Raw genomic sequence first — 25,131 nt, forward strand, 5'->3', positions numbered from 1 at the left:
AAACAGTCGCCTTTTTGTTTATATCTCTGCTCTGATGGACTCTGAAATGACCGACCAGACCACCCGCCTCCCCGTTCGCCGCGCCTTGATCAGCGTATCTGACAAGACTGGCATCCTCGAATTCGCTCGCGAGCTCGTCGCCCTCAATGTGGAAATTCTTTCCACGGGTGGCACCTACAAGCTGCTCAAGGATAACGGCGTCGCGGCAGTTGAAGTCGCTGACTACACCGGTTTCCCGGAAATGATGGACGGCCGGGTCAAGACCCTGCACCCGAAGATCCACGGCGGCATCCTCGGTCGTCGCGCGATTGACGGCGACGTCATGACCCAGCACGGCATCAAGCCGATTGACCTGGTTGCAGTCAACCTGTACCCCTTCGAAGCCACTGTCGCCAAGCCCGACTGTGATCTTGCCGACGCCATCGAAAATATCGACATTGGCGGCCCGACCATGGTCCCCAGCGCTGCCAAGAACCACAAAGACGTGGCCATTTTGGTCAACACCGGCGACTACGCCAGCATCGTCGAAAGCCTCAAGGCAGGTGGCCTGAGCTACGCACAGCGTTTCGACCTGGCCCTCAAGGCCTTTGAGCACACCGCGGCCTACGACGGCATGATCGCCAACTACCTGGGCACTATCGACCAAAGCGCTGAAAAGCTCAGCACCGAAGATCGCGGCGCCTTCCCGCGCACCTTCAACAGCCAGTTCATCAAGACCCAGGAAATGCGTTACGGCGAGAACCCGCATCAGAGCGCCGCGTTCTACGTCGAGGCCAAAAAGGGCGAGGCCAGCATCGCCAGCGCCGTGCAGCTGCAAGGCAAGGAACTGTCTTACAACAATGTTGCCGATACCGATGCCGCGCTTGAGTGCGTCAAGAGCTTCGTCAAGCCTGCCTGCGTAATCGTCAAGCACGCCAACCCATGCGGTGTGGCCGTTGTGCCTGAAGACGAAGGCGGCATTCGCAAAGCCTACGACCTGGCCTATGCCACTGATACCGAGTCGGCATTTGGCGGCATTATTGCCTTCAACCGTGAGCTCGATGGCGAAACCGCCAAGGCCATTGTCGATCGCCAGTTTGTTGAAGTGATTATTGCGCCACGCATCAGCGCCGCCGCCCGCGAAGTGGTCGCCGCCAAAGCCAATGTGCGCCTGCTTGAATGCGGCGAGTGGCCAGCCGAGCGCAGCCCGGGTTGGGACTTCAAACGCGTTAATGGCGGCTTGCTGGTACAAAGTCGCGATATCGGCATGATCACCGCCGACGACCTGAAGATCGTCACCGCTCGCGCGCCAAGCGAGCAAGAAATCCACGACCTGATCTTCGCCTGGAAAGTGGCCAAGTTCGTTAAGTCCAACGCCATCGTCTACGCCAAGAATCGCCAGACCGTGGGCGTTGGCGCCGGCCAGATGAGCCGGGTCAACTCAGCCCGTATTGCCGGGATCAAAGCCGAGCACGCCGGGCTGCCAGTACCGGGCGCCGTAATGGCAAGCGATGCCTTCTTCCCGTTCCGCGACGGCATCGACAACGCGGCCAAGGCTGGCATTACCGCGGTGATTCAACCAGGTGGCTCGATGCGCGATAACGAAGTGATTGCTGCCGCCGACGAAGCCGGCATTGCCATGGTCTTCACTGGGATGCGCCACTTCAGACACTAAAAGACGGTCGCGTTCAAGCATCCGCCTGCGCTGTTGCATGTTGACGCTTGATCGCAACCTCGAAAGGTGTTGTCAGTTTTGAACACGGGCAGGGTTAGTTCGTAGGGTGGATGACGCTTTTTTTCATCCACCATGGGCAACACCAAACCTACAGTTTAGTAGGGTGGATAACGCTCAGTTTATCCACCAACAGGGCTAACCGGCCTACCTCCATCAGGGGACAGACATGAATGTTTTGATCATTGGCAGCGGCGGTCGTGAACACGCACTGGCCTGGAAAATCGCGCAAGACCCACGCGTCGAGAAAGTATTTGTCGCACCCGGCAACGCGGGCACCGCGACCGAGGCCAAATGCGAGAACGTAGCGATTGATGTGCTGGCGCTCGAGCAACTGGCTGATTTTGCCGAGAAGAACGTCGAGATCACCATCGTAGGCCCGGAAGCACCGCTGGTTGCTGGCGTGGTTGACCTGTTCAACCAACGCGGCCTGCATTGCTTCGGCCCCACCGCTGGCGCCGCTCAACTGGAAGGCTCGAAAGCCTTTACCAAGGACTTCCTGGCACGGCACAAGATACCCACGGCCGACTACCAGAACTTCACCGAAGTCGAGCCTGCCCTGGCCTACCTGCAAAAGGTTGGCGCTCCCATAGTGATCAAGGCCGATGGCCTGGCGGCCGGTAAAGGCGTGATCGTCGCCATGACCCTGGCCGAGGCCGAAGCAGCCGTGCGCGACATGCTCGCGGGCAATGCATTCGGTGAAGCCGGCTCCCGCGTGGTGATCGAGGAATTCCTCGACGGCGAAGAAGCCAGCTTTATTGTCATGGTCGACGGCGAAAACGTACTGCCGATGGCCACCAGCCAGGACCACAAGCGTGTAGGCGACCAGGACACAGGCCCAAACACTGGCGGCATGGGCGCTTACTCACCAGCGCCGGTTGTCACCGCTGAAGTGCACAAGCGCGTGATGGACGAGGTGATCTGGCCGACCGTCAAGGGCATGGCCGCTGAAGGCAACCTCTACACCGGTTTTCTGTATGCGGGCCTGATGATCGATAAGTCCGGCGCGCCCAAGGTCATTGAATTCAACTGCCGCTTCGGCGACCCGGAAACCCAGCCAATCATGCTGCGCCTGCAATCAAGCTTGTTGCTGCTGATCGAAGCGGCGCAAGCCAAGGCCCTGAACATTGTCGAAGCCCAGTGGGACCCACGCCCAAGCCTTGGCGTGGTCATGGCTGCAGGTGGCTACCCAGCCGACTATGCCAAGGGCGATGTGATCAAGGGGCTTGATAACGCCGCAACAGCCGACGGCAAAATCTTTCACGCCGGAACCGCGCTGAAAGACGACCAGATTGTCACTTCCGGAGGTCGCGTCCTGTGCGCAACCGCGCTTGGTGAAACAGTCCAGCAAGCGCAACACAATGCCTATGCCCTGGCCGCGAAGGTTGACTGGCAAGGCTGTTTCTATCGTAAAGATATTGGCTACCGCGCAATCGCACGTGAAAACGCCAAAGACTGACCCTTCCCGCGCAACAATTCATGACAAAGGCGTCCAATTGGCCGTCTTTGTCATGTTTGGCCATTAATCTATTACCCCATAATCCTTCAACTAACTTTCGAAGGGAATTCACTGTGCATCGGCTCCGGACTGCCACCAAAATGCTAATCGGCTTACTGCTGACAGTTTTCCTGCACCTGCCTGCCCATGCCGCAGCAAGCGCCAAGTGGTCGATCCTCAACGACTCCAGCGGCGAACTTCAGCTCAGTGACATCCGCTCCCCGCAACACAGTACCCAGTTCGCACCTGTCGATATCAGCGACCTGCTGACCAGCGGTGGCAATACTGCCGCGTGGCTGCATTACCGACTTGAGCCGAGCAACCAGCAGATCCTGATCAGAATCTTCGCGCCCTATCTCTCTTACCTAGACCTCTATGTAATGGATGGCGAAAAGCTGCTCGACCATGTCCGCACCGGCAACAAGCTACCGCTCTCGAGCCGGCCGTTGAGAAGTCTAGACTTTTTGTTGCCACTGCCTATTGTCGATAAACCTATCGACGTTTACCTGCGCCTGGCCTCCCCCCAGATGCTGCGCCCTGCCATTTCGATGGCCAACGCCCAAGACATTGCCGCCAATGAAAACCGGCCCCTGCTGTATGGCATTTTATTGGGCTGTATCTTCATGCTCGCACTGTACAACCTGGTGCGCTATTGGCTGAGCCGCGAGCTCTCCAACCTATGGCTCTTCGCAACCAATCTGTTCCTGTTGTTTGCCGCCTGTACCTTGCTCGGCATCACCAGCGACGGGGTTAATAGCCTGCAGCGCTACCAGGCGCTGGCGGCCAACCTGTCGATGCTGGCCGCGCTGCTCTGTTCGCTGGCTCTGACCTGGAGTTTCTTCCGCGACGGCCCGTCCTATCCTTTCCTCAAGCGCCTGATAGTCACGGAATTCATTGTGGTCGCTGGCCTGTGTGCCGCCACGCTGACCACCACGTTCATGTCGTTTTCCCTGTTGCTCTATATCGCTTCAGGCCTTTGTGGCCTGAGTATTTTGCTGGTTGCACTGCACCAGTGGCGCAGCGGATATGCACCGGCGCGGTTATTTTTCGTCTCGATTGCCATCCTCTGCGCAGCCTGCATCGCATCACTGCCCATCCACATTGGCATCTGGCCGATGCCCTCGGATTGGCTTTGGTACAACTTCCTTCTCACCATAATCATCAGCAGCAGCGTGCTGTGCCTTGCCATCAGTTAAAGACAACGACGCATCACCCACGAGCGATTCAGCTCAAGCCGTGAGTTGGCAGCCAGTTCAGCCGAGCTCAAGGCCAAAGGCGAATTTCTGGCCAAGATCAGCCATGAAATTCGCACCCCGATGAATGGGGTCCTGGGCATGACCGAATTGCTACTTGGCACCCCGCTTTCAACCAAGCAACGCGACTATGTGCAAACTATCCACAGCTCTGGCAATGAGCTGCTTAGCTTGATCAACGAGATCCTCGATATCTCCAAGCTCGAGTCCGGGCAAATTGAACTGGACGACGTACAGTTCGACTTGAATGCATTGATCGAAGACTGCCTGGACATATTCCGCGCCAAAGCCGAGCAGCAAAAAGTCGAGCTGATCAGTTTTATCCAACCCCAGGTCCCGCGTGTGATCAGCGGCGATCCGACGCGCATACGCCAGGCCCTGTTGAGCCTGCTGGACAATGCCTTCAAGCAAACCGACGAAGGCGAGATCCTGTTGATCGCAGCGCTTGAAAGCAGCGGCGGCAAACCGCGCCTGCGCCTTGCGGTGCAAGACAGCGGCAAGCCAATGGCCCCGAGCGAACGCAATGCATTGCTGCATGCCGAACTGCACAGCAAGGACTTCCTGGCGGCAACCAAACTTGGCGGGCGCCTGGGACTGATCATCGCCCGGCAACTGATCCGCTTGATGGATGGCGAGTTCGGCATCCAGAACGGCAGCAGCCAGGGCTCGACCTTGTGGTTGAGCGTGCCAATCGACAGCAAGCTTCTTGAGCAGCCTACCGCCGACCTCGACAGCCCGTTGCAAGATGCCCGGCTGTTGATCGTCGATGACAACGAGACCTGCCGCAAGGTACTGCTGCAACAATGCAGTGCATGGGGACTCAATGTCAGCGCTGTACCCTCAGGCAAGGAAGCGCTGGCGTTATTGCGTAGCAAAGTGCATATGGGCGAATACTTTGATGTGGTCTTGCTTGACCAGGAAATGCCCGGCATGAACGGCATGCAGCTGGCGGCGAAAATCAAGGAAGACCCAAGTTTGAATCGCGACATCTTGCTGATCATGCTCACCGGGATCAGCAACATGCCGAGCAAGATCATTGCCCGCAACGCCGGGATCAAGCGTATTCTGGCCAAGCCGGTTGCCGGCTACACATTGAAAGCAACCCTGGCGGATGAGTTGACCCACCGCCGCGATGACAAGCCGTTGCAGTCCGCGTCAGGCAAGGCTTCGACCTATAAGCCACCTGCCGACTTCCAGATCCTGGTTGCCGAAGACAACACCATTTCCACCAAGGTCATTCGCGGCATGCTCGGCAAGCTCAACCTGGAGCCAGACACTGCCAGCAATGGCGAGGAAGCCCTGCAGGCGATCAAGTCGAAACGTTATGACCTGGTGCTGATGGATTGCGAGATGCCAGTACTCGATGGTTTTTCAGCCACCGAACTGCTGCGCGCCTGGGAGGCAGCCGGACACCATCCTCGCACCCCTGTGGTTGCGCTCACCGCCCATATTCTCAGCGAGCACAAAGAACGTGCGCGCCAGGCTGGCATGGATGGGCACATGTCCAAACCCGTAGAGCTTTCGCAACTGCGTGAACTGATCAATTACTGGATAGACCAGCGCTCGGCACGCAATAGCACAGCCCCTTGATCCACAATCCAGGGGCTCGCCCCTCATCAAGACTGGAGATCGGCTGCTCGATCGCCGATCATATGCGCCATCACAGGGCAAGACTCTACACCCGGCCTGAGCCAATACGCTCGCCCATCAACCATTTTTGCAGTTAAGAGCCCGATAATGGCGTCCGACTTATTCAGCCTGTACCTCAAGCTCCTTGTGCTCTACAGCCCCTTCTTCGTGTTGTCGTGCTTTATTGGCTTGAGCCGTGGCTACACCATCAAGGAGCGCAAGAAACTGGCGTGGAAAGTCGCCACCGGCGTTCTCGTGGCCAGTGTATTGCTGTACCTGTTCGGCAAATACATTTTCACCTTGTTTGGCATCACCATCGATGCATTCCGGATTGGCGCTGGCAGCGTGTTGTTTATTTCGGCGCTGGGCATGGCCCAGGGGAAATCAGCGGTGCAGACCGATAACGTGCAGCAGGACGTGACCATAGTGCCGCTGACCATACCCCTGACTGTCGGCCCCGGAACCATAGGTGCGCTGCTGTTGATGGGGGCCAGCCAACCGCATTGGGCCGACAAGATCATCGCCATCCTGGGCATCGCCCTGGCCAGCGTTACCGTTGGCGTAGTGCTCTACTTGTCCAACCAGTTCGAGCGCTTGCTGGGCGACCAGGGCCTGCAGATAGTCAGCCGCCTGATGGGGCTTTTTGTCTGCGCATTGGCCGCACAAATCATCTTTACCGGGGTCAAGAACTACCTGATGCCCTAATCCGGTGCGCGACCGTCTGTCGAGTGTTTGTCTCGGCCATTCACGCACCATTGCAGCGCAACAACAAAGCTAGCAGTAGTCTAAAACACAAGTAAAACACTTTAAAAACAGCAAGTTACATTGTTTGGCACGGATGCTGCCATTGGAATCAAGACTCAAAGTCTCTTCCAACAGCTGCGCATGGAGCCATAAGAATGAAACGCCGTCCTTTCCTGAAAACAACACTTGCCGCAAGTGCCTTGCTTCTCAGCGGTCTATTCCCGTTCAGTGCACACGCAGCCGATACCATCAAGGTCGGCATTCTCCACTCGCTCTCCGGCACCATGGCCATTTCAGAAACCTCTCTGAAAGACATGGCGCTGATGACCATCGACGAGATCAACGCCAAGGGCGGCGTACTCGGCAAGCAACTGGAACCTGTGGTGGTGGATCCAGCATCGAACTGGCCGCTGTTTGCTGAAAAAGGTCGTCAACTGCTGACCCAGGACAAAGTCGCTGTGACCTTTGGCTGCTGGACCTCGGTCTCCGGCAAATCGGTGCTGCCGGTCTACGAAGAACTCAATGGCTTGCTGTTCTATCCGGTTCAGTACGAGGGTGAAGAGCTCTCACCCAATGTGTTCTACACCGGCGCAGCGCCAAACCAACAGGCAATTCCAGCTGTTGAATACCTGATGAGCGAAGATGGCGGCAGCGCCAAGCGCTTCTTCCTGCTGGGCACCGACTACGTCTACCCACGCACCACCAACAAGATCCTGCGCGCCTTCCTGCACAGCAAGGGCGTGGCCGACAAAGACATTGAAGAGGTCTACACCCCATTCGGCCACAGCGACTACCAAACCATTGTTGCCAACATCAAGAAGTTCTCGGCTGGCGGTAAAACAGCGGTTATCTCAACGGTCAATGGCGACTCCAACGTGCCTTTCTACAAAGAACTGGCCAACCAGGGCATCGAAGCCACTGACGTCCCGGTCATTGCCTTCTCGGTGGGCGAAGAAGAGCTGCGTGGCATAGACACCAAGCCCCTGGTCGGCCAGCTGGCGGCCTGGAACTACTTTGAATCGGTTGAAAACCCGGTCAACGAAGACTTCGTCAAAAAATGGAAAGCCTACGCCAAGGCCAAGAACCTGCCGGGCGCTGACAAAGCCGTCACCAATGACCCAATGGAAGCCACCTACGTGGGCATCAACATGTGGGCCCAGGCGGTTGAAAAAGCCGGAACCACTGATGTGGATAAAGTTCGTGACGCCATGGCCGGGCAAACCTTCGCCGCGCCATCGGGCTTCACCCTGACCATGGATAAAACCAACCATCACCTGCACAAGCCGGTGATGATTGGCGAAATTCAGGACAACGGTCAGTTTGATGTGGTCTGGCAGACCGACAGCCCAATCCGCGCCCAGCCTTGGAGCCCTTATATCGAGGGTAACGACAAGAAGCCGGACTACGCCGTTAAATCCGAGTAAAGGACTGGCGGCTCGCTCCAGGGCCGCCAGCGTTAATACGCCCAGCGCCTGGCTTGCCAGCCAAGCGCTGGTCACGCCAAAACCTCCATCAAGAGAGGTGGTGCTTTAACAGGGAACTGCATGATGACCACTGCCCTTTACCGGCTTTTATTCGCGCTATTGCTCTGCTTTCAATGGTCGAGCAGTTACGCAGGAGACGCTGCTGATTTCAGCGCCGCCAACTCCTCGAAACAGGCCAAGCTGCTGCAAGCCTGGGCGGCTGCACCCGATGCCGCTCGCCTGCCATTGCTTGAGTCGCTGCAAAACGGCCGTGTTGAAGCCGATAGCAACAAGACCCCCTTCTACAAGACCGACACAGGCTACCAAGCTGCCGAAGGCGGTGATCTGGAACCCGTCGGCAAGCTGCGCAAACTGCGTTTGAACAACCGCCTGCGCGGCCTGATCGCCATCACCATGGCCAGTCACCAATTATTTTCCACCGACCCGGCCGTTCGCCTGCTAGCCGCACAAGAACTGCAGAAAAGCGCCAAGCCAGCGCAGTTGCAACTGCTCAATGAACGCCTGGCCCAGGAAGATGATGCCGATGTCAGCGAAGCATTGTCACTGGCCCTCGCCAGCCTGCAGTTGATTGACAGCGACCCGCAGGTGCGTCTGGCGGCTGTGCGCCTGTTGGGTGAAACCGGCCAACCGCTGGCCCGTGTACGCCTGGAAAGACTGCTCGCCGACAGCAACGAAACCGATGCTGCGGTGCGCACCGCCGCTGAAACCAGCCTGGCGCAAGTCAAACGGCGCTTGATGATTGGCGAACTGCTCGGCCAGGCTTTCAGTGGCATGAGCCTCGGTTCGATCTTGCTGCTCGCAGCGCTGGGCCTTGCAATCACCTTCGGCCTGCTCGGCGTGATCAATATGGCCCACGGCGAGATGCTGATGCTGGGTGCCTACTCGACCTACATGGTGCAGGTCATGTTCCAGCGCTTCGCCCCTGAAGCAATCGCCCTGTATCCGCTGGTTGCGCTGCCCGTGGCCTTCTTCGTCACCGCCGCAATCGGCATGGCCCTGGAGCGTACGGTCATCCGCCACCTGTACGGGCGGCCACTGGAAACCCTGTTGGCAACCTGGGGGATCAGCCTGATCCTGATTCAATTGGTGCGGGTGCTTTTCGGCGCGCAAAACGTCGAGGTGGCCAACCCTTACTGGCTGTCTGGTGGTATCCAGGTGCTGCCAAACCTGGTGCTGCCCTACAACCGCATCGTGATCATCGCCTTTGCCTTGTTCGTGGTGGTCCTGACCTGGCTGCTGCTGAACAAGACCCGATTGGGCCTCAACGTTCGCGCCGTCACCCAGAACCGCAACATGGCGGCGTGCTGCGGCGTGCCGACCGGACGTGTGGACATGCTCGCCTTCGGCCTCGGCTCGGGCATCGCCGGCCTTGGTGGCGTGGCCCTGAGCCAGATTGGCAACGTCGGCCCTGACCTTGGCCAGAGCTACATCATCGATTCTTTCCTGGTGGTGGTTCTGGGCGGTGTGGGCCAGCTGGCCGGCAGTGTCACGGCGGCGTTTTGCCTGGGCATCGCCAACAAGATTCTCGAACCGCAGATCGGCGCTGTCCTCGGCAAGATCCTCATCCTTGCCTTGATCATCCTGTTTATCCAGAAACGCCCGCAAGGCTTGTTTGCACTTAAAGGACGGGTAATCGATTAATGACTATGCCCCTGAATCAAACCCTGCTGGCACGTACCAGCGCCAAGCTTGGCCCGAGGCTGTCAATTGCCGTGGGCGCTGTCGTCCTGGCCCTGTTGATCGCCCTGCCGCTGCTGCACCTGACGCCCGCCGACAGTGCATTTCATGTCAACGCCTATACCTTGACCCTGGTCGGCAAGATCCTGTGCTACGCCATTGTCGCCCTGGCCCTGGACCTCGTCTGGGGCTATGCCGGATTGCTTTCACTGGGCCACGGTTTGTTCTTTGCGCTGGGTGGCTACGCCATGGGCATGTACCTGATGCGCCAATCCGCCGGTGATGGTTTGCCAGCCTTCATGAGCTTTCTCGCCTGGAAAGAACTGCCTTGGTATTGGGTGGGAACCGACAACTTCATCTGGGCCTTGTGCCTGGTGGTGTTGGCCCCCGGCTTGCTGGCCTTGGTTTTCGGATTCTTCGCCTTCCGTTCGCGAATCAAGGGCGTGTACTTCTCGATCATGACCCAAGCGCTGACCTTCGCCGGCATGCTGCTGTTCTTTCGTAATGAAACCGGCTTTGGTGGCAACAACGGCTTCACCGACTTCAAGCGTATTCTCGGCTTTGATATCACTGCGCCCGCAACCCGCGCCGCGTTGTTTCTAGCCACGGTCATCCTGTTGGTTGCCAGCTTGCTGCTCGGCTGGAAGCTGGCCAGGAGCAAGTTTGGCCGGGTGCTGACAGCCCTGCGCGATGCGGAAAACCGCTTGATGTTCTGCGGCTATGACCCGCGCGGCTACAAGCTGTTTATCTGGGTGCTGTCGGCGGTGTTGTGTGGCTTGGCCGGGGCGCTCTATGTTCCACAGGTCGGCATCATCAACCCCAGCGAAATGTCACCAACCAACTCGATCGAGGCGGCGGTATGGGTGGCCCTGGGCGGTCGCGGCACCCTGATCGGCCCGTTGCTCGGCGCCGGAGTGGTCAATGGCATGAAGAGCTGGTTCACCGTGGCATTCCCCGAGTACTGGCTGTTCGCCCTCGGCGCGCTGTTTATCCTGATCACCCTGTACTTGCCGCACGGCATGATCGGCCTGCTCAAAAGAGGGGAAAAACAATGAGAGCCACACCCATCCCTGAGGCCATGCTCGAACCCATCCATGATCCGCTCGGCAGCGCCCGTGATGCAATCGGTGCCGGGCGCCTGGCGGAGAAAGGCCTTAACGTTCGCCACGGCACCATACTGACGCTGGAAGATATCAATGTCAGCTTCGATGGCTTTAAAGCCCTGACCAACCTCAACCTGTACATCGGCGTTGGCGAGTTGCGCTGCATTATCGGCCCCAATGGCGCTGGCAAGACCACCATGATGGATGTCATTACCGGTAAAACCCCCCCGGATAACGGCAGTGCCTACTTCGGCGAAACCCTGGACCTGACCCGCATGAGCGAGGTCGAGATCGCTCAATCCGGCATTGGCCGCAAGTTCCAGAAACCAACAGTATTCGAGGCGCTAAGCGTGTTCGAAAACCTCGAACTGGCGCAGAAGACCAATAAATCGGTATGGGCCAGTTTGCGCGCCAAACTCAGTGGCGAGCAACGCGAGCGGATTGACGAGGTGCTCGAAACCATTCGCCTGGAAGGCTCGCGTGAGCGCCAGGCAGGCTTGCTCTCCCATGGCCAGAAACAGTTCCTTGAAATCGGCATGCTGCTGGTGCAGGACCCGCAACTGTTGCTGCTTGATGAGCCTGTCGCGGGGATGACCGACGCCGAGACCGAATTCACCGCCGAGTTGTTCAAGTCCCTGGCGCGCAAGCACTCATTGATGGTGATTGAGCACGACATGGGCTTTGTCGGCTCAATCGCCGATCACGTCACCGTCCTGCATCAAGGCAGCGTGCTTGCCGAAGGTTCGCTTAATGATGTGCAGGCCGATGAGCGCGTGATCGAAGTTTATCTTGGCCGTTAAACCCCATAAGTAATTGTGTCTGGATGAGCGCCTCAGCATCCGCAAATATGCTCAAGCAAGGAATATCCCATGTTGCAAGTTCAACAATTGCACCAGTACTACGGCGGCAGCCACAACCTGCGGGGCTTGTCGTTCGAGGCCAGGATCGGCGAAGTCACCTGCCTGTTGGGACGCAATGGCGTCGGTAAAACCACTTTGCTCAAATGCCTGATGGGCCTGATCCCCGCCAGACAGGGCGACATCAACTGGGAAGACCAGGCTATCACCGGCTTCAAGCCGCACCAGCGTGTGCATGCCGGCATTGCCTACGTGCCGCAAGGACGTGAAATATTCGGCCGACTCACCGTAGAAGAAAACCTGTTGATGGGCCTTTCGCGCTTTCCCGGCAGCCAGGCCAAGGAAGTGCCCGGGTTTATTTATGAGCTGTTTCCGGTACTCAAGGAGATGAAGCTGCGCCGCGGTGGCGACCTGTCTGGCGGGCAGCAACAGCAACTGGCTATCGGCCGTGCCCTGGCCAGCCAACCACGCCTGCTGATACTCGACGAGCCGACTGAAGGTATCCAACCATCGGTGATCAAGGAGATCGGCGTGGTGATCAAGAAACTGGCTGAGCGTGGCGACATGGCGATCCTGTTGGTCGAGCAGTTCTACGACTTTGCCGCTGAGCTGGCCGATCAATATCTGGTGATGTCGCGGGGCGAAATCATCCAGCAAGGGCGCGGTGAAACCATGGAGGCAGACGGCGTAAGAGGCTTGGTGGCGATTTAAGGTTTCGGGCTTTTAAAAGCCGCGAGCAGCACCCAAACTAGCCCATACGCTTAACTAGAGTCTCAATAGTCAGCGCCTTATGAATGCACCAATTACCCAAGGCATTTTCACGCCCAGCTGGCACGCCGAGCTGGAGCTTGGCTATGCCCGCGACACCGACACGACAAGGCCGGTCATGCGCCGCCACAAAGGCCCGTTGCGGGTGCAGAAACACCTGTACGCCGAAGGCCCGCAAGTGTGCCAGCACATTATTGTCCACCCGCCGGGGGGCATCGCCGGAGGCGATCGCCTGGATATCGACATCCACCTCGGCGAGAACGCATGGGCACAATTAACCAGTCCCGGCGCCGCCAAATGGTATCGCGCCGCTGGCCCGGCTTATCAGCAATTGAATATACGGGTTGAAGCCGGTGCGACACTGGAATGGATGCCGCAGGAAACCATCGTATACAGCGCCGCCCATGCCGAGCTGGTCAGCAACATTGAGCTGATTGGCGATGGCAAACTATTTTACTGGGACATAGTCGCCCTGGGACGCCCGGCCAGTGATGAACGCTTCGATCTTGGCCACTTTCAGGCCGAGCTGAATATCCGCCGCGATGGCGAGTTGCTCTGGTATGAGCGTCAACGCGTAGTCGGCGATGACGGCTTGCTCGACTCGCCGATCGGCCTGGATGGCTATCCGGTGTTCGCCACCTTGCTGCTTAGCGCCGAGATTGCCCCTGAGTTGCTTGAGCAATGCCGCGAACTGGCAGCAGACAACAGGCTGGAGCTACGCGGCGACCTCAGCCAGTTGCCAGGCATATTGGTCGCTCGCTGCCTGGCCCGCGAGGCCCTGCATGCTCGTGCCTGGCTGATCCAGCTGTGGCAACTTCTGCGCCCAGCGGTACTTGGCCGTGAAGCCGTACCACCAAGAATCTGGAACACCTAATTTTCGACGCTTTTTCGCGTCCAGCCTGGAGATGCACAGATGGATTTAAGTCCACGGGAAAAAGACAAACTGCTGATTTTCACTGCCGGGCTGGTGGCCGAGCGCCGCTTGGCACGCGGGGTCAAGCTTAACTACCCGGAAGCCATTGCCTTGATTTCCGCAGCGCTGCTCGAAGGCGCGCGCGACGGTCAGACAGTCGCTGAGTTGATGCACTTCGGCACCACCCTGCTCAGCCGCGACCAGGTCATGGAAGGCATACCGGAAATGATCCCGGAGATTCAGGTCGAGGCGACTTTTCCAGATGGGACCAAACTGGTCACCGTGCACCAGCCCATTGCCTGACTGGACGCTGCATCGAGGAGTTTGCCGTGAATATCGACAACGCCACTGAACAAGACCTGCCCGAGTTGCTGGCGATTTATAACGATGCCGTGCTCAACAGCGCCCCCATCTGGAATGAAACGATGGTGGACTTGGAAAACCGGCGCCTCTGGCTACGCGAGCGCCTGGCTGCGGGTTTCCCCGTGCTTGCTGCGCGCAACAGCACGGGACGCCTGGTTGGCTACGCCACCTATGGCACCTGGCGCAGTATCGAGGGGTTCAAACACACCGTTGAGCACTCGGTGTACGTTTGCGCCGACCAACGCGGCCTGGGCATAGGTCCGGCGCTGATGAAAGCCCTGATTGAGCGCGCACGCAGCGCCAACCTGCATGTGATGGTCGCGGCGATCGAGAGCGAAAACCGCGCTTCGATTCGCCTGCACAAACAGCTGGGATTCATCACCACCGGGCAGATGCCCCAGGTGGGACGCAAGTTCGACCGCTGGCTCGACCTGACATTCATGCAGCTCAACCTGAACGCGGACGAACAGGACGACGACAAGGAGTAACGCCGAATGAGCAGGGCCCAACTACGTCGCGTACACCCCGAAAGCTTTGCCCACTACCGCCCGGGCCTGGTTGAACTGCTGTTCGATGCCGTCAGGCACGGCGCATCGGTTGGTTTCCTGGCGGACCTGAGCGAAGACCAGGCATACGACTACATGAGCCTTGTCCAAGCTGGCGTCAATGCTGGCAACCTGCTGCTTTGGGTGGTCGTAGACAACGAACAGGTGCTGGCCAGCGTACAGCTCGAGTTATGCCAAAAGGCCAATGGCCGCAATCGCGCCGAAGTGCAAAAGCTATTGGTTTTGCACCAGGTCCGCCGCCATGGCCTGGGCCAGCAACTGATGCGTGCGGTTGAACAAGAAGCCATCAAGCAAAGGCGCGGCCTGCTCTATCTAGATACAGAGGCAGGCTCGGCCGCCGAAGCCTTCTACCGCAGCCAGGGCTACCAGCGGGTCGGTGAGCTGCCCAACTATTGCCAAAGCCCCGACGGTAGTTATTCACCGACGGCCATTTATTTCAAAACCATGGGACAACCCGCATGATTCCAGGTGAATACCAGGTCCTGCCCGGCGACATCGAACTCAACGTAGGCCGGCGCCCCATCACCCCTGACGTAGCCAACAGCGGCGACCGCCCGATTCAGGTGGGTTCGCACTATCACTTCTTCGAAGCCAACGATGCTCTGACCTTCGACCGCACGGCAGCCCGAGGCATGCGCCTGAATATTCCGGCTGGCACCGCTGTGCGCTTCGAACCGGGCCAGTCGCGCCAGGTGGAGTTGGTTGACCTGGCTGGAGAGCGCCGCGTGTTCGGTTTTGCCGGACGAATTATGGGTGACCTTTGATACGCCAGCCTGACACAGGACATATTCAATGAAAATCAGCAGACAAGCCTACGCAGACATGTATGGCCCGACCGTTGGCGACAAGGTGCGCCTGGCCGATACCGAACTCTGGGTCGAGGTCGAGAAGGATTTCACCCATTACGGTGAGGAAGTAAAGTTCGGCGGCGGCAAGGTCATTCGCGACGGCATGGGCCAGGGTCAACTCTGCGCCAGGGATGTCGTCGATACCCTGATCACCAACGCATTGATCATCGACCACTGGGGCGTGGTCAAGGCCGATGTCGGCATCAAGGACGGACGCATCGCGGCCATCGGTAAAGGTGGCAACGCCGATATCCAGCCGGATGTAACCATCGCCGTCGGCGCGGGCACTGAAGTCATTGCTGGCGAAGGCATGATCCTCACCGCCGGCGGTATCGACACCCATATTCACTTCATCTGCCCACAGCAGATTGAAGAAGCCTTGATGAGCGGCGTGACCACCATGATTGGTGGCGGCACCGGCCCGGCAACCGGCACCAACGCCACGACCTGCACTTCTGGCCCCTGGCACATGGCGCGCATGCTGCAGGCGGCCGATGCCTTCCCGATGAACATGGGTTTCACCGGCAAAGGCAACGCCAGCCTGCCGGAGCCGCTGGTCGAGCAAGTCAAAGCCGGGGCCATTGGCCTCAAGCTGCATGAAGACTGGGGCAGCACGCCTGCGGCTATCGACAATTGCCTGAGCGTTGCCGACCAGTACGACGTGCAGGTGGCCATCCATACCGACACACTGAATGAGTCGGGCTTCGTCGAAACCACCCTTGGCGCTTTCAAGGGCCGCACCATTCACACCTACCACACCGAAGGCGCCGGTGGCGGCCATGCCCCGGACATTATCAAGGCCTGCGGCTTCCCCAACGTGCTGCCCAGCTCGACCAACCCGACCCGGCCCTTCACCATGAACACCATCGATGAACACCTCGATATGCTTATGGTTTGCCATCACCTGGACCCAAGCATTGCCGAGGACGTAGCGTTCGCGGAAAGCCGCATTCGCCGTGAAACCATCGCCGCCGAAGATATCCTGCATGACCTGGGCGCCTTCTCGATGATCAGCTCGGACAGCCAGGCCATGGGCCGCGTCGGCGAGGTCATCACCCGCACCTGGCAGACGGCCGACAAGATGAAACAACAGCGCGGCGCCTTGCCGGGTGACGGCGAGGGCAACGACAACTTCCGTATCAAGCGCTATATCGCCAAGTACACCATCAACCCGGCGATCACCCACGGCATCAGCCATGAAGTCGGCTCGATCGAAGTCGGCAAATGGGCAGACCTGGTGCTTTGGCGCCCGGCGTTCTTCGGCGTCAAACCCAGCTTGATTCTAAAGGGCGGGGCAATTGCCGCCAGCTTGATGGGCGACGCAAACGCCTCGATCCCAACGCCGCAACCCGTTCATTACCGCCCCATGTTCGCCAGTTACGGCGGTTCTCGCCATGCAACCTGCCTGACCTTTATCAGCCAGGCCGCGATGGAGGCCGGGGTCCCCGAGCAGTTGGGCTTAAAGAAACAGATCGCGGTGGTAAAAGGCTGTCGCGAGGTCAAGAAAACCGACCTGATCCACAATGACTACCTGCCAGATATCGAGGTCGATGCGCAGAACTACCAAGTAAAGGCCGACGGCCAGCTGCTCTGGTGTGAGCCTGCGCAAACCCTGCCAATGGCCCAACGGTACTTTCTGTTCTAGGAAGCGCTGCGGCTTTTTTTACGCCACAAAAACAACAAGGCCCGCAATTGCGGGCCTTGTTCCAGGTCATCAACAGGCGTGCTAGCGCAACTGGCTGTCCTTGCTGGCGCGGCGGTTGTAGCCCGCGCCGGCTGCGTTGGCTTTGTCTTCGGCCGCCTGGCAGGCCACGCACAGGCGCACCCCCTTGATGGCCTCACGCCTCGCTTGCGGGATAGGTGCATCGCACTCTTCGCAGTGGTGCAGGCTTTCGCCTCGTGGTAACTGGCTGCGCGCCCTCGCGACGGCATCCTCGATACTGCTGTCGATCTGCTCCTGTACCGCACCATCACTTGCCCAGCCCCCCGCCATGGGAACCTCCGGATAAATAACCCTGGTTCATTAGGATACCAATCCCGAGTAATTGGCAAGGGCAGGTCGTCGCCCGTGTTACTCCTTGACGTCCATGAACTCTTCAGCCCAGACAATGTACTCTTCGGGCAGGGTGTACTTGAGCGCCAGCTCCGAGGCGCTCAGCTCAGAGGCAACGGCCCCACGCTGTTCACGCAGGCAATCGTAGGTAGCCTTGATCGCAGCAAAATAGGCGGCGTGGCCATTCACCACGATACGCACGCCAAGCTTGGCCAGGCGTGCGTCATCACGCAGCTTCGGGTTGCCGTAAGTCACCAGCATCAATGGCACGCTCAGGTGCTCGGCAATTTTCTCAAGGTGCTCGAAATCCTCGATACCCACGATGCAGATGCCGTCAGCTCCAGCTTGTTGATAGGCCAGGGTGCGGCTGATCACTTCGTCAATGCTGAGCACGCCAGCATGGGTCCGGGCGATGATCGCCAGGTCGGGGTCAACCCGCGCCTCAAGCGCCGCACGAATCTTGCCGACGCCTTCGGCGACACTGATCAAGTCCGTTGACTTACGCCCGAACTGAGCAGGCAACAAGGTATCCTCGATGGTCAGCGCGGCTATGCCGGCTCGTTCCAGTTCAACCACGGTACGCATGACATTGAGCGCGTTGCCATAACCGTGGTCGGCATCGGCTATGACCGGCAAGCGACTGACACGGCCAATACGGGTGGCCTGCTCGACAAATTCGCTGAGGGTGATCAAGGCAAAATCTGGTGCGGCGATGACCTGCAATGAGGCAACCGAACCGCCGAGGATACCCACTTCAAAACCCAGGTCGGCTGCGATGCGGGCTGACATCGGATCAAAAACCGAAGCTGTATGAAAACAACTCTCTGTGGCGAGCAAAGCGCGAAAAGCGCTGCGCAACTCATGGTGGGAAGCACGTTGCATGATTGGCATAGACTGAATTTTCCAAAAACTGATAGTGAAACGACGCTCGCTTTCGCCACGTTCCGTACTGGGCAGGATCAGGGCTGCACAGGTGGCGCACTTTGCCGAGGATCGGCATCGGGTAACCAGTGCTTCAAAATGGCTGAGAAACTGCCGTCATGGCGCATATCATCAAAGGCCCGTTGCCAGGTCGCGACAATTTTCGGGTCTGTCTTTAACGAAAAGGCAATGTAATAGGCCGATTGCATAAAAGGCACATGGCTCTGTACCTCAGCAACTTTCAGACCACCCGTGGCCAGTTCGTCCTTGAGCGTGACATCCTGAGTGGCAATCAGCTTAACCCGGCCATGTTTCAACATGGTCACCATATTCTTTGGGGTGCTGACGCCGTATAGATTTTCAAAGCCCAACTCACTCAGCGCATCATAGGTGTACCACTTCTTGGGTACAGCCAACGGCCCGCTCGCCTTGGCATCAAGCAGGCTATTGAACGTCAAGTGGCGCGATTTCAGCGAGTAAAAGCTGGTTGTGCCGACCAGAATCGGCCCCACCCATTGGAACAGTTTTTCGCGCTCAGGGGTACGCACCGTTGAGAAAATCGCGGTATTGGGCTCATGCAAGGCTTTATAGTAGCCGCGCGCCCAGGGCCTGATTTTTTTCACCGCATCATGGCTGCCAGTACGTGAAATCAACTCGCCGGAAATCTCTACCGACATTCCGCGCAGCTGATTTTCTTCGGTAAAAGCCAGGGTTGCAGCCTCTTCGGTATACAGGCGTATGGCCGCACCGGCGCTGGTCGTTAACAGACTCAGCAGCACGGCGACACATTTCTTCTGCAATGAACGCATCAAGCCCGCCCCCTGTACTCACAATTATGATGGCGTTCATTGACCCCCAACGCTCAAAGCCTCGTCCAGTAGACGCCCAAACAGGCCCGTACATTACATTGATCGCAATGTTATCGGCCAACGCTTGGTGTTTGCTTAGCAAATGCCTAACACAGCGCAGTTTATCAATGCGTGCAAAAAACGATCTATAGACCCTAACACGACTCAATTGGGCACAACTTTCAGCGCAAATCGCACGCTTTGCTAACAGGCAGAACAAAAATCACACACTTGAACCGACAATCGGACTAGCCTCGAAGGCTCAAGCAGGCGATGATCGCCCTTCAACCCAGCACCATGACAGATATGATCGACACTACAGAAGCCACAACCCCTAAACACAAACCTCGCCCGCTCATCGATTTGCTTGTCAGCATCGTCATACCGTCACTGGTACTGATGAAGCTCAGCGGTGAAACACGTCTCGGCCCGGATGGTGCCTTGATGCTGGCATTGGCATTCCCCATTGGCTGGGGCGCGTTCGAGCTGATCAAGTACCGCAAATTCAATTTCATTGCGCTGCTGGGGCTGGTCAGTGTCTTGCTGACTGGCGGCATTGGCCTGTTGCACCTGAACAACCAGTGGCTGGCGATCAAGGAAGCCGCGGTACCCGGCGTAATTGGTATCGCCGTACTCGTGTCGACACGCACACGCTACCCCCTGATTCGTACCATGCTGTTCAACAAGACCGTACTCAATGTCGACAAGATTCAGCAGCGGCTCGATGAAGGCGGCAACACCCAGCAGTTTGAAGCCCGCCTGCTCAAGGCCACCTACTTGCTCAGCGCCACCTTCTTTTTCTCATCGGTGATGAACTACATCCTGGCGCGCTGGATCGTTGTCAGCCCGGCGGGCAGCGAAGCCTTCAACGATGAACTGGGCCGTCTGACGCTGCTGAGCTATCCAATGATCGCGATCCCGTCGATGATCATGATGATGGCGATCTTCTATTACCTGTGGCGCACTATCCATGGCCTGACCGGCCTGAAACTGGAAGAAATCATGCACCAGGCTGAGCAAGACAAGCAGCCCTGAGCCCCAACAACGAGCATGACGGCTTGCGCCCTGGCATGGCTGAGCCCGTGCCAGTAAAGCGACGAGTCGCGCCTGCGTGCTGACACTTTCGGTTTACCTGGGGTTATTTCTCTCGGCCCTGGGGGCGGCGACCTTGCTGCCGCTGCAGTCTGAAGCCCTGTTGGTTGGCCTGTTGCTCAGCCATGACTACTCGACAGGACTGCTGCTACTGGCAGCCAGCGGGGGGAATGTTCTCGGTTCGCTGATCAACTGGTGGCTCGGCTGCTACATTGAACACTTCAGCAAGCATCGCTGGTTTCCGGTCAAGCCACAGCAGCTTGAGCGCGCCCAGGACTTTTATGCACGCTACGGCCGCTGGAGCCTGCTGCTCAGCTGGGCGCCGGTTATTGGCGACCCACTGACCTTGGTCGCCGGGATCATGCGTGAGCCGTTGTGGCGCTTTCTATTGCTGGTCACCCTCGCCAAAGTCGCGCGCTACGGCATTTTGGCCGTAATTACCCTGAACCTCGGCTAGCCCACTTCCCTTCATTTGTCGCAAAGCGCAACACATGGGGAGCATTCGTGCGCCAGCTCGCATAGAATGCGCGGCCGTTTTTCAGGAACAGCGCGCAGCATGTCTTTTTCTACTCCAGCCCGCGCCTGCGGCATCGACTTCGGCACATCCAACTCAACCGTCGGCTGGCAGCGCCCAGGCGCTGACGCCTTGATTGAGCTCGAAGATGGCAAGATCACCCTGCCCTCGGTTATTTTCTTTAACTTCGAGGAACGTCGCCCGGTTTACGGCCGACTGGCCTTGCACGAATACCTGGAAGGTTACGAGGGACGCTTGATGCGCTCCCTGAAAAGCCTGCTGGGCTCAAAGCTCCTGAAGAGTGAAACCACGGTGCTCGGCAGTGCGTTGCCCTTCAAGGACTTGCTGGGTTTCTTTATTGGCGAACTGAAAAGTCGCGCCGAAACCGTTGCTGATCGCCCCTTTGAAGAAGTGGTGCTCGGTCGCCCGGTATTTTTTGTCGACGATGACCCTGTTGCCGACCAGGAAGCACAAAATACCCTGGTCGCCGTTGCCCACAAGCTGGGATTCAAGGACGTTTCCTTCCAGTACGAACCCATTGCCGCCGCGTTCGACTACGAAAGCACCATTGGCAAGGAAGAGCTCGTCTTGATCGTCGACATCGGCGGTGGTACTTCCGACTTCTCACTGGTACGCCTGTCTCCCGAGCGCCGTGCCGTTGCCGAACGCCATGAGGATATTCTGGCCACCGGCGGCGTACACATCGGCGGCACCGACTTCGACAAACAACTGAGCCTGCAAGGCGTCATGCCCCTGTTCGGTTACGGCAGGCGCATGAAAAGCGATGCCTTAATGCCAACCAGCTTTCACCTCAACCTGGCGACCTGGCACACGATCAACGCGGTGTACGCGCAAAAATCCCAGCTTTCGCTGAAAAGCATGCGTTACGACATCGTCGATCCAACGGGTATCGATCGCCTGTTCAAGCTGATCGAACAACGCGCCGGCCATTGGCTAGCCATGCAGGTTGAAGACAGCAAGATCGAGCTGACCGAAAAAGATGTGCGGCCAATTGACCTCAAGCGCGTCGAGCCTGGCTTGGTTGCAGAGCTGAGCCGCGAGCTGTTTGACAGCTCTATCGAGCCGCTGCTTGAACGTATTCGCGCCAGCGTCAGTGAGTTGCTGAGCAGCGCTGGCGTCGGTGTTGCCGATGTCGATACTGTGTTCTTCACTGGCGGCTCCAGCAGCATTCCGGCGCTGCGCCAGAGTGTTGCGGCCATGCTGCCCAACGCACGCCATGTCGAAGGCAATAACTTCGGCAGTATCGGCAATGGACTGGCAATTGAGGCACAGAAGCGTTACGGCTGATGTATTGTGCGAGGCAGGCCTGAGCATGCAAATGCGGGCTTCGCTGGATTTGATAGAGGCCTCGGATAGCTATTCAGAGCCGCTTTTCAAAATAGACGCGCTTGTAGCCGTCTTCTGTGCGACGCCCTACTTGTACATAGCCGAGCCTGGGGTAGATTGACAGGTTATCGCCCATAAGCTCATTGGTATAAAGCTGCACGCTACCAATTGCGAGCTTGCGGCCGGCCTGTTCACAAAAGCCAATCAGCAACTTGCCCACGCCACGCCCCGCAGCACTGGGCAAGACGGCTACGTTCTCCAGAAGTAGCCGCCCGGCGCTGGCATAGAACACAATAAAGCCAAGCAAATTGTCGCTTGCATCTGTCGCGACGTAGACGACACCCGCGGCAATCTGCGCGGCGTAATCGGCGAGCATGGGTGCGGGCTTGCGCCCGATCACCGGCACATAGCGCGCATAGGCTTGCTCAGCACAGCCTTGAATGCTCGGCAGGTCACTGGCCACAGCCAATCTGATCATGACGACCTCTAGCAACTAACGCCTTGCACGGTTAGCCCAAGAGCCAGGCAGTTGTTGCCTGGCTTGCAGCGCCCCTCGGGTCTGCGCGTCAATCAACGCGGAACCGCAGGCGCCTTGACTGGTTTCTTGCCCTTGCCCTTTTTGGCATTGGCGCGCTCTCTGGCGGCTTCCTGATTCTTGGCAAAGGCTGCGGCCTTGGCTTGCTCGCGCTTGTCCCAAGGTTTGCTACCGTCGCTCGCACGCGGTGGAAAGCCTGTGTGCTGCGTCAACATCGGCTTGCCGATTTTCTTGCTGCCGGCAGGTGTCGAGTTCTTGCGACGCGCACTTTGGTAACCATCAACCGCTGGCTGGAATGCCGGAATCAGCTGGTTCTTGCCATTGCCAATCAGGTCGCTGCGGCCCATACGTTCGAGCGCTTCTCTGAGCATCGGCCAGCCACGCGGATCGTGGTAACGCAAGAAGGCCTTGTGCAAGCGGCGCTGGGCTTCGCTCTTGACAATGCTTACGCCATTGCTCTTGTAGGTCACCTTGCGCAGCGGGTTTTTACCCGAGTGATACATGGCCGTCGCCGTCGCCATTGGCGATGGATAGAAGGCCTGAACCTGGTCGGCACGGAAGCCGTTGCCCTTGAGCCAGAGCGCCAGGTTCATCATGTCTTCATCGGTGGTGCCCGGGTGCGCAGCGATAAAGTAAGGAATCAGGTACTGCTCCTTACCCGCCTCTTTCGAGTACTTCTCGAACATGCGCTTGAACTTGTCATAGCTGCCGATACCCGGCTTCATCATCTGATTGAGCGGGCCTTCCTCGGTGTGCTCCGGCGCGATCTTCAGGTAACCACCGACGTGATGGGTGACCAGTTCCTTAACGTACTCCGGCGACTCGACCGCCAGGTCATAACGCAAGCCGGATGCGATCAGGATCTTCTTCACGCCCGGCAAGGCGCGGGCAGAACGGTACAGCTGAATCAGCGATGAGTGATCGGTATTGAGGTTCTCGCAGATGCCGGGAAACACGCACGATGGCTTGCGGCATGCGGCTTCGATTTCCGGGCTCTTGCAGGCAATGCGATACATATTGGCGGTCGGGCCGCCGAGGTCAGAAATAACCCCGGTGAAGCCTGGAACCTTGTCGCGGATCTCTTCGATCTCGCGAATAATCGACTCTTCGGAGCGGTTCTGGATGATCCGGCCTTCGTGCTCCGTGATCGAGCAGAAGGTGCAGCCACCAAAGCAGCCACGCATGATGTTCACCGAGAAGCGAATCATCTCGTAAGCCGGAATCTTTGCCTTGCCGTAAGCCGGGTGCGGAACACGGGCGTAGGGCATGCCGAACACGTAATCCATCTCTTCGGTGGTCATCGGGATCGGTGGTGGATTGAACCAGACATCAACATCGCCATGGCGCTGTACCAGCGCACGGGCATTGCCCGGGTTGGTTTCCAGGTGCAGCACGCGATTGGCGTGGGCGTAGAGTACGCTGTCACCGCGAACCTTCTCGAACGACGGCAAGCGGATCACGGTTTTGTCACGCTCAAGGCGCGGGTGCGGCAGCAGTTGGACCACCTTGGCTTCATTGGGGTCTTCAACCGGGCCTTTTTCCTGCTCGATGGCGCAGGCCGCCGTATCCTGGGTATTGACGTAAGGGTTGATGATCTTGTCGATCTTGCCCGGTCGGTCGATACGTGTGGAGTCGATCTCCATCCAGCCTTCAGGCGTGTCACGGCGAATAAAGGCTGTGCCGCGGATGTCATTGATATCTTCGATCTTCTGCCCGTAGGACAGACGCTGGGCGATCTCGACCACGGCGCGCTCGGCGTTGCCGTACAGCAGGATATCGGCGCAGGCATCAATAAGGATCGAGTGGCGAACCTTGTCCTGCCAGTAATCGTAATGGGCAATACGACGCAGCGAGGCTTCAATGCCTCCAAGCACAATCGGCACGTGCTTGTAGGCTTCCTTGCAGCGCTGGCTATACACCAGGCTGGCGCGGTCTGGGCGGCTGCCCCCCTGGCCGCCGGGGGTGTAGGCATCGTCCGAGCGGATCTTTTTATCCGCGGTGTAGCGGTTGATCATCGAGTCCATGTTGCCAGCCGCGACGCCGAAGAACAGGTTCGGCTCGCCGAGCTTCATGAAGTCGTCTTTGGACTGCCAGTTGGGCTGGGCGATGATCCCGACACGGAAACCCTGGGCTTCGAGCAGACGGCCAATAATCGCCATGCCGAACGATGGGTGATCAACATAGGCATCGCCGGTGACGATGATGATGTCACAGGAATCCCAGCCAAGCTGATCCATCTCCTCCCTGCTCATCGGCAGGAAAGGCGCTGGTCCCAAACATTCGGCCCAGTATTTTGGATAATGGAAAAGAGGCTTGGCTGCTTTCATGACGGTAACCGAATGGTTCATGGATTTTCACGGGCGCGGATAATAGCACATTTTTTAACCAAACCCGACGCCCACGCTCA

Annotated in this window: 22 protein-coding genes and 1 pseudogene; 18 read left to right on the forward strand and 5 right to left on the reverse strand. The window is 58.2% G+C overall.

Going from position 1 to position 25,131, the window contains the following annotated elements:
* The first annotated feature begins 46 nt into the window (after positions 1 to 46).
* The 15 genes and pseudogenes from purH (at position 47) to ureC (ending at position 17,059) form a co-directional block, all read left to right on the forward strand.
* Entirely contained in the window at positions 47 to 1,654 is a 1,608-nt protein-coding gene (purH, locus tag PSES9_RS0115065) for a bifunctional phosphoribosylaminoimidazolecarboxamide formyltransferase/IMP cyclohydrolase (RefSeq protein ID WP_010488275.1), read from the forward strand.
* A 226-nt stretch (positions 1,655 to 1,880) separates the two neighbouring features.
* Positions 1,881 to 3,170 (forward strand): phosphoribosylamine--glycine ligase, encoded by a 1,290-nt coding sequence (gene purD / locus PSES9_RS0115070; RefSeq protein ID WP_010488277.1) that lies wholly within the window; start codon positions 1,881 to 1,883, stop codon positions 3,168 to 3,170.
* Positions 3,171 to 3,283: 113 nt separating this feature from the next.
* Positions 3,284 to 6,052, forward strand: a pseudogene (locus tag PSES9_RS23720) (response regulator).
* A gap of 147 nt (positions 6,053 to 6,199) precedes the next feature.
* Complete coding sequence (locus PSES9_RS0115080) at positions 6,200 to 6,796, forward strand: MarC family protein (protein WP_010488288.1); 597 nt, start codon at positions 6,200 to 6,202, stop codon at positions 6,794 to 6,796.
* 194 nt (positions 6,797 to 6,990) lie between these two features.
* Positions 6,991 to 8,259, forward strand: coding sequence for an urea ABC transporter substrate-binding protein (gene urtA, locus PSES9_RS0115085; protein WP_010488290.1), 1,269 nt, complete (start codon positions 6,991 to 6,993; stop codon positions 8,257 to 8,259).
* Positions 8,260 to 8,382: 123 nt separating this feature from the next.
* Positions 8,383 to 9,960, forward strand: a complete 1,578-nt coding sequence (gene urtB, locus PSES9_RS0115090; protein WP_010488292.1) for an urea ABC transporter permease subunit UrtB — start codon at positions 8,383 to 8,385, stop codon at positions 9,958 to 9,960.
* Entirely contained in the window at positions 9,960 to 11,051 is a 1,092-nt protein-coding gene (urtC, locus tag PSES9_RS0115095; RefSeq protein WP_010488297.1) for an urea ABC transporter permease subunit UrtC, read from the forward strand. The genes urtB and urtC overlap by 1 nt, the downstream gene beginning before the upstream one ends.
* The gene (gene urtD / locus PSES9_RS0115100) at positions 11,048 to 11,899 is read left to right on the forward strand and encodes an urea ABC transporter ATP-binding protein UrtD (protein ID WP_010488300.1); all 852 of its coding nucleotides are present in this window, start codon (positions 11,048 to 11,050) and stop codon (positions 11,897 to 11,899) included. The genes urtC and urtD overlap by 4 nt, the downstream gene beginning before the upstream one ends.
* A gap of 69 nt (positions 11,900 to 11,968) precedes the next feature.
* On the forward strand, positions 11,969 to 12,667 hold the full coding sequence (gene urtE / locus PSES9_RS0115105; protein ID WP_010488302.1) for an urea ABC transporter ATP-binding subunit UrtE: 699 nt from the start codon (positions 11,969 to 11,971) through the stop codon (positions 12,665 to 12,667).
* Between the two features lie 79 nt (positions 12,668 to 12,746).
* Positions 12,747 to 13,598 carry an urease accessory protein UreD gene (locus tag PSES9_RS0115110; RefSeq protein ID WP_010488304.1) on the forward strand — a complete coding sequence of 284 codons (852 nt, stop codon included), beginning with the start codon at positions 12,747 to 12,749 and terminating at the stop codon, positions 13,596 to 13,598.
* A 39-nt stretch (positions 13,599 to 13,637) separates the two neighbouring features.
* Positions 13,638 to 13,940, forward strand: coding sequence for an urease subunit gamma (gene ureA / locus PSES9_RS0115115; protein WP_010488306.1), 303 nt, complete (start codon positions 13,638 to 13,640; stop codon positions 13,938 to 13,940).
* 26 nt (positions 13,941 to 13,966) lie between these two features.
* On the forward strand, positions 13,967 to 14,488 hold the full coding sequence (locus tag PSES9_RS0115120) for a GNAT family N-acetyltransferase (RefSeq protein ID WP_010488308.1): 522 nt from the start codon (positions 13,967 to 13,969) through the stop codon (positions 14,486 to 14,488).
* Positions 14,489 to 14,494: 6 nt separating this feature from the next.
* A complete protein-coding gene (locus tag PSES9_RS0115125; protein ID WP_010488309.1) occupies positions 14,495 to 15,028 on the forward strand; it encodes a GNAT family N-acetyltransferase in 534 nt (177 codons plus the stop codon).
* Positions 15,025 to 15,330, forward strand: coding sequence for an urease subunit beta (locus PSES9_RS0115130; protein ID WP_010488310.1), 306 nt, complete (start codon positions 15,025 to 15,027; stop codon positions 15,328 to 15,330). The genes PSES9_RS0115125 and PSES9_RS0115130 overlap by 4 nt, the downstream gene beginning before the upstream one ends.
* Positions 15,331 to 15,358: 28 nt before the next feature.
* Positions 15,359 to 17,059: an urease subunit alpha gene (gene ureC, locus PSES9_RS0115135; protein ID WP_010488311.1), complete on the forward strand. Its 1,701-nt coding sequence runs from the start codon at positions 15,359 to 15,361 to the stop codon at positions 17,057 to 17,059.
* Between the two features lie 81 nt (positions 17,060 to 17,140).
* Here ureC and PSES9_RS0115140 read toward each other — a convergent pair whose 3' ends face one another.
* From PSES9_RS0115140 to PSES9_RS0115150, 3 genes are all read right to left on the reverse strand, one after another.
* A complete protein-coding gene (locus PSES9_RS0115140; protein ID WP_010488312.1) occupies positions 17,141 to 17,407 on the reverse strand; it encodes a DksA/TraR family C4-type zinc finger protein in 267 nt (88 codons plus the stop codon).
* 78 nt (positions 17,408 to 17,485) lie between these two features.
* Positions 17,486 to 18,349: an isocitrate lyase/PEP mutase family protein gene (locus PSES9_RS0115145; protein ID WP_010488314.1), complete on the reverse strand. Its 864-nt coding sequence runs from the start codon at positions 18,347 to 18,349 to the stop codon at positions 17,486 to 17,488.
* 77 nt (positions 18,350 to 18,426) lie between these two features.
* Positions 18,427 to 19,197 carry a substrate-binding periplasmic protein gene (locus tag PSES9_RS0115150; protein ID WP_010488315.1) on the reverse strand — a complete coding sequence of 257 codons (771 nt, stop codon included), beginning with the start codon at positions 19,195 to 19,197 and terminating at the stop codon, positions 18,427 to 18,429.
* 345 nt (positions 19,198 to 19,542) lie between these two features.
* On the opposite strand from PSES9_RS0115150, the gene PSES9_RS0115155 reads away from it, so the two are divergent.
* The 3 genes from PSES9_RS0115155 (at position 19,543) to PSES9_RS0115165 (ending at position 22,150) form a co-directional block, all read left to right on the forward strand.
* Complete coding sequence (locus PSES9_RS0115155; protein WP_029529582.1) at positions 19,543 to 20,271, forward strand: VC0807 family protein; 729 nt, start codon at positions 19,543 to 19,545, stop codon at positions 20,269 to 20,271.
* A gap of 76 nt (positions 20,272 to 20,347) precedes the next feature.
* Positions 20,348 to 20,785, forward strand: coding sequence for a YqaA family protein (locus PSES9_RS0115160; protein WP_010488325.1), 438 nt, complete (start codon positions 20,348 to 20,350; stop codon positions 20,783 to 20,785).
* 99 nt (positions 20,786 to 20,884) lie between these two features.
* Positions 20,885 to 22,150, forward strand: coding sequence for an Hsp70 family protein (locus PSES9_RS0115165; RefSeq protein ID WP_010488327.1), 1,266 nt, complete (start codon positions 20,885 to 20,887; stop codon positions 22,148 to 22,150).
* Positions 22,151 to 22,223: 73 nt separating this feature from the next.
* On the opposite strand, the gene PSES9_RS0115170 is transcribed toward PSES9_RS0115165, so the two are convergent.
* Together PSES9_RS0115170 and PSES9_RS0115175 are read right to left on the reverse strand one after the other, a co-directional pair.
* Positions 22,224 to 22,667: a GNAT family N-acetyltransferase gene (locus PSES9_RS0115170; protein ID WP_010488329.1), complete on the reverse strand. Its 444-nt coding sequence runs from the start codon at positions 22,665 to 22,667 to the stop codon at positions 22,224 to 22,226.
* Positions 22,668 to 22,759: 92 nt separating this feature from the next.
* The gene (locus tag PSES9_RS0115175) at positions 22,760 to 25,051 is read right to left on the reverse strand and encodes a YgiQ family radical SAM protein (RefSeq protein WP_010488331.1); all 2,292 of its coding nucleotides are present in this window, start codon (positions 25,049 to 25,051) and stop codon (positions 22,760 to 22,762) included.
* Positions 25,052 to 25,131 lie beyond the last annotated feature (80 nt).

It is taken from the genome of Pseudomonas sp. S9 (assembly GCF_000222125.1).
In the GTDB taxonomy this organism is placed as follows: domain Bacteria; phylum Pseudomonadota; class Gammaproteobacteria; order Pseudomonadales; family Pseudomonadaceae; genus Aquipseudomonas; species Aquipseudomonas segetis.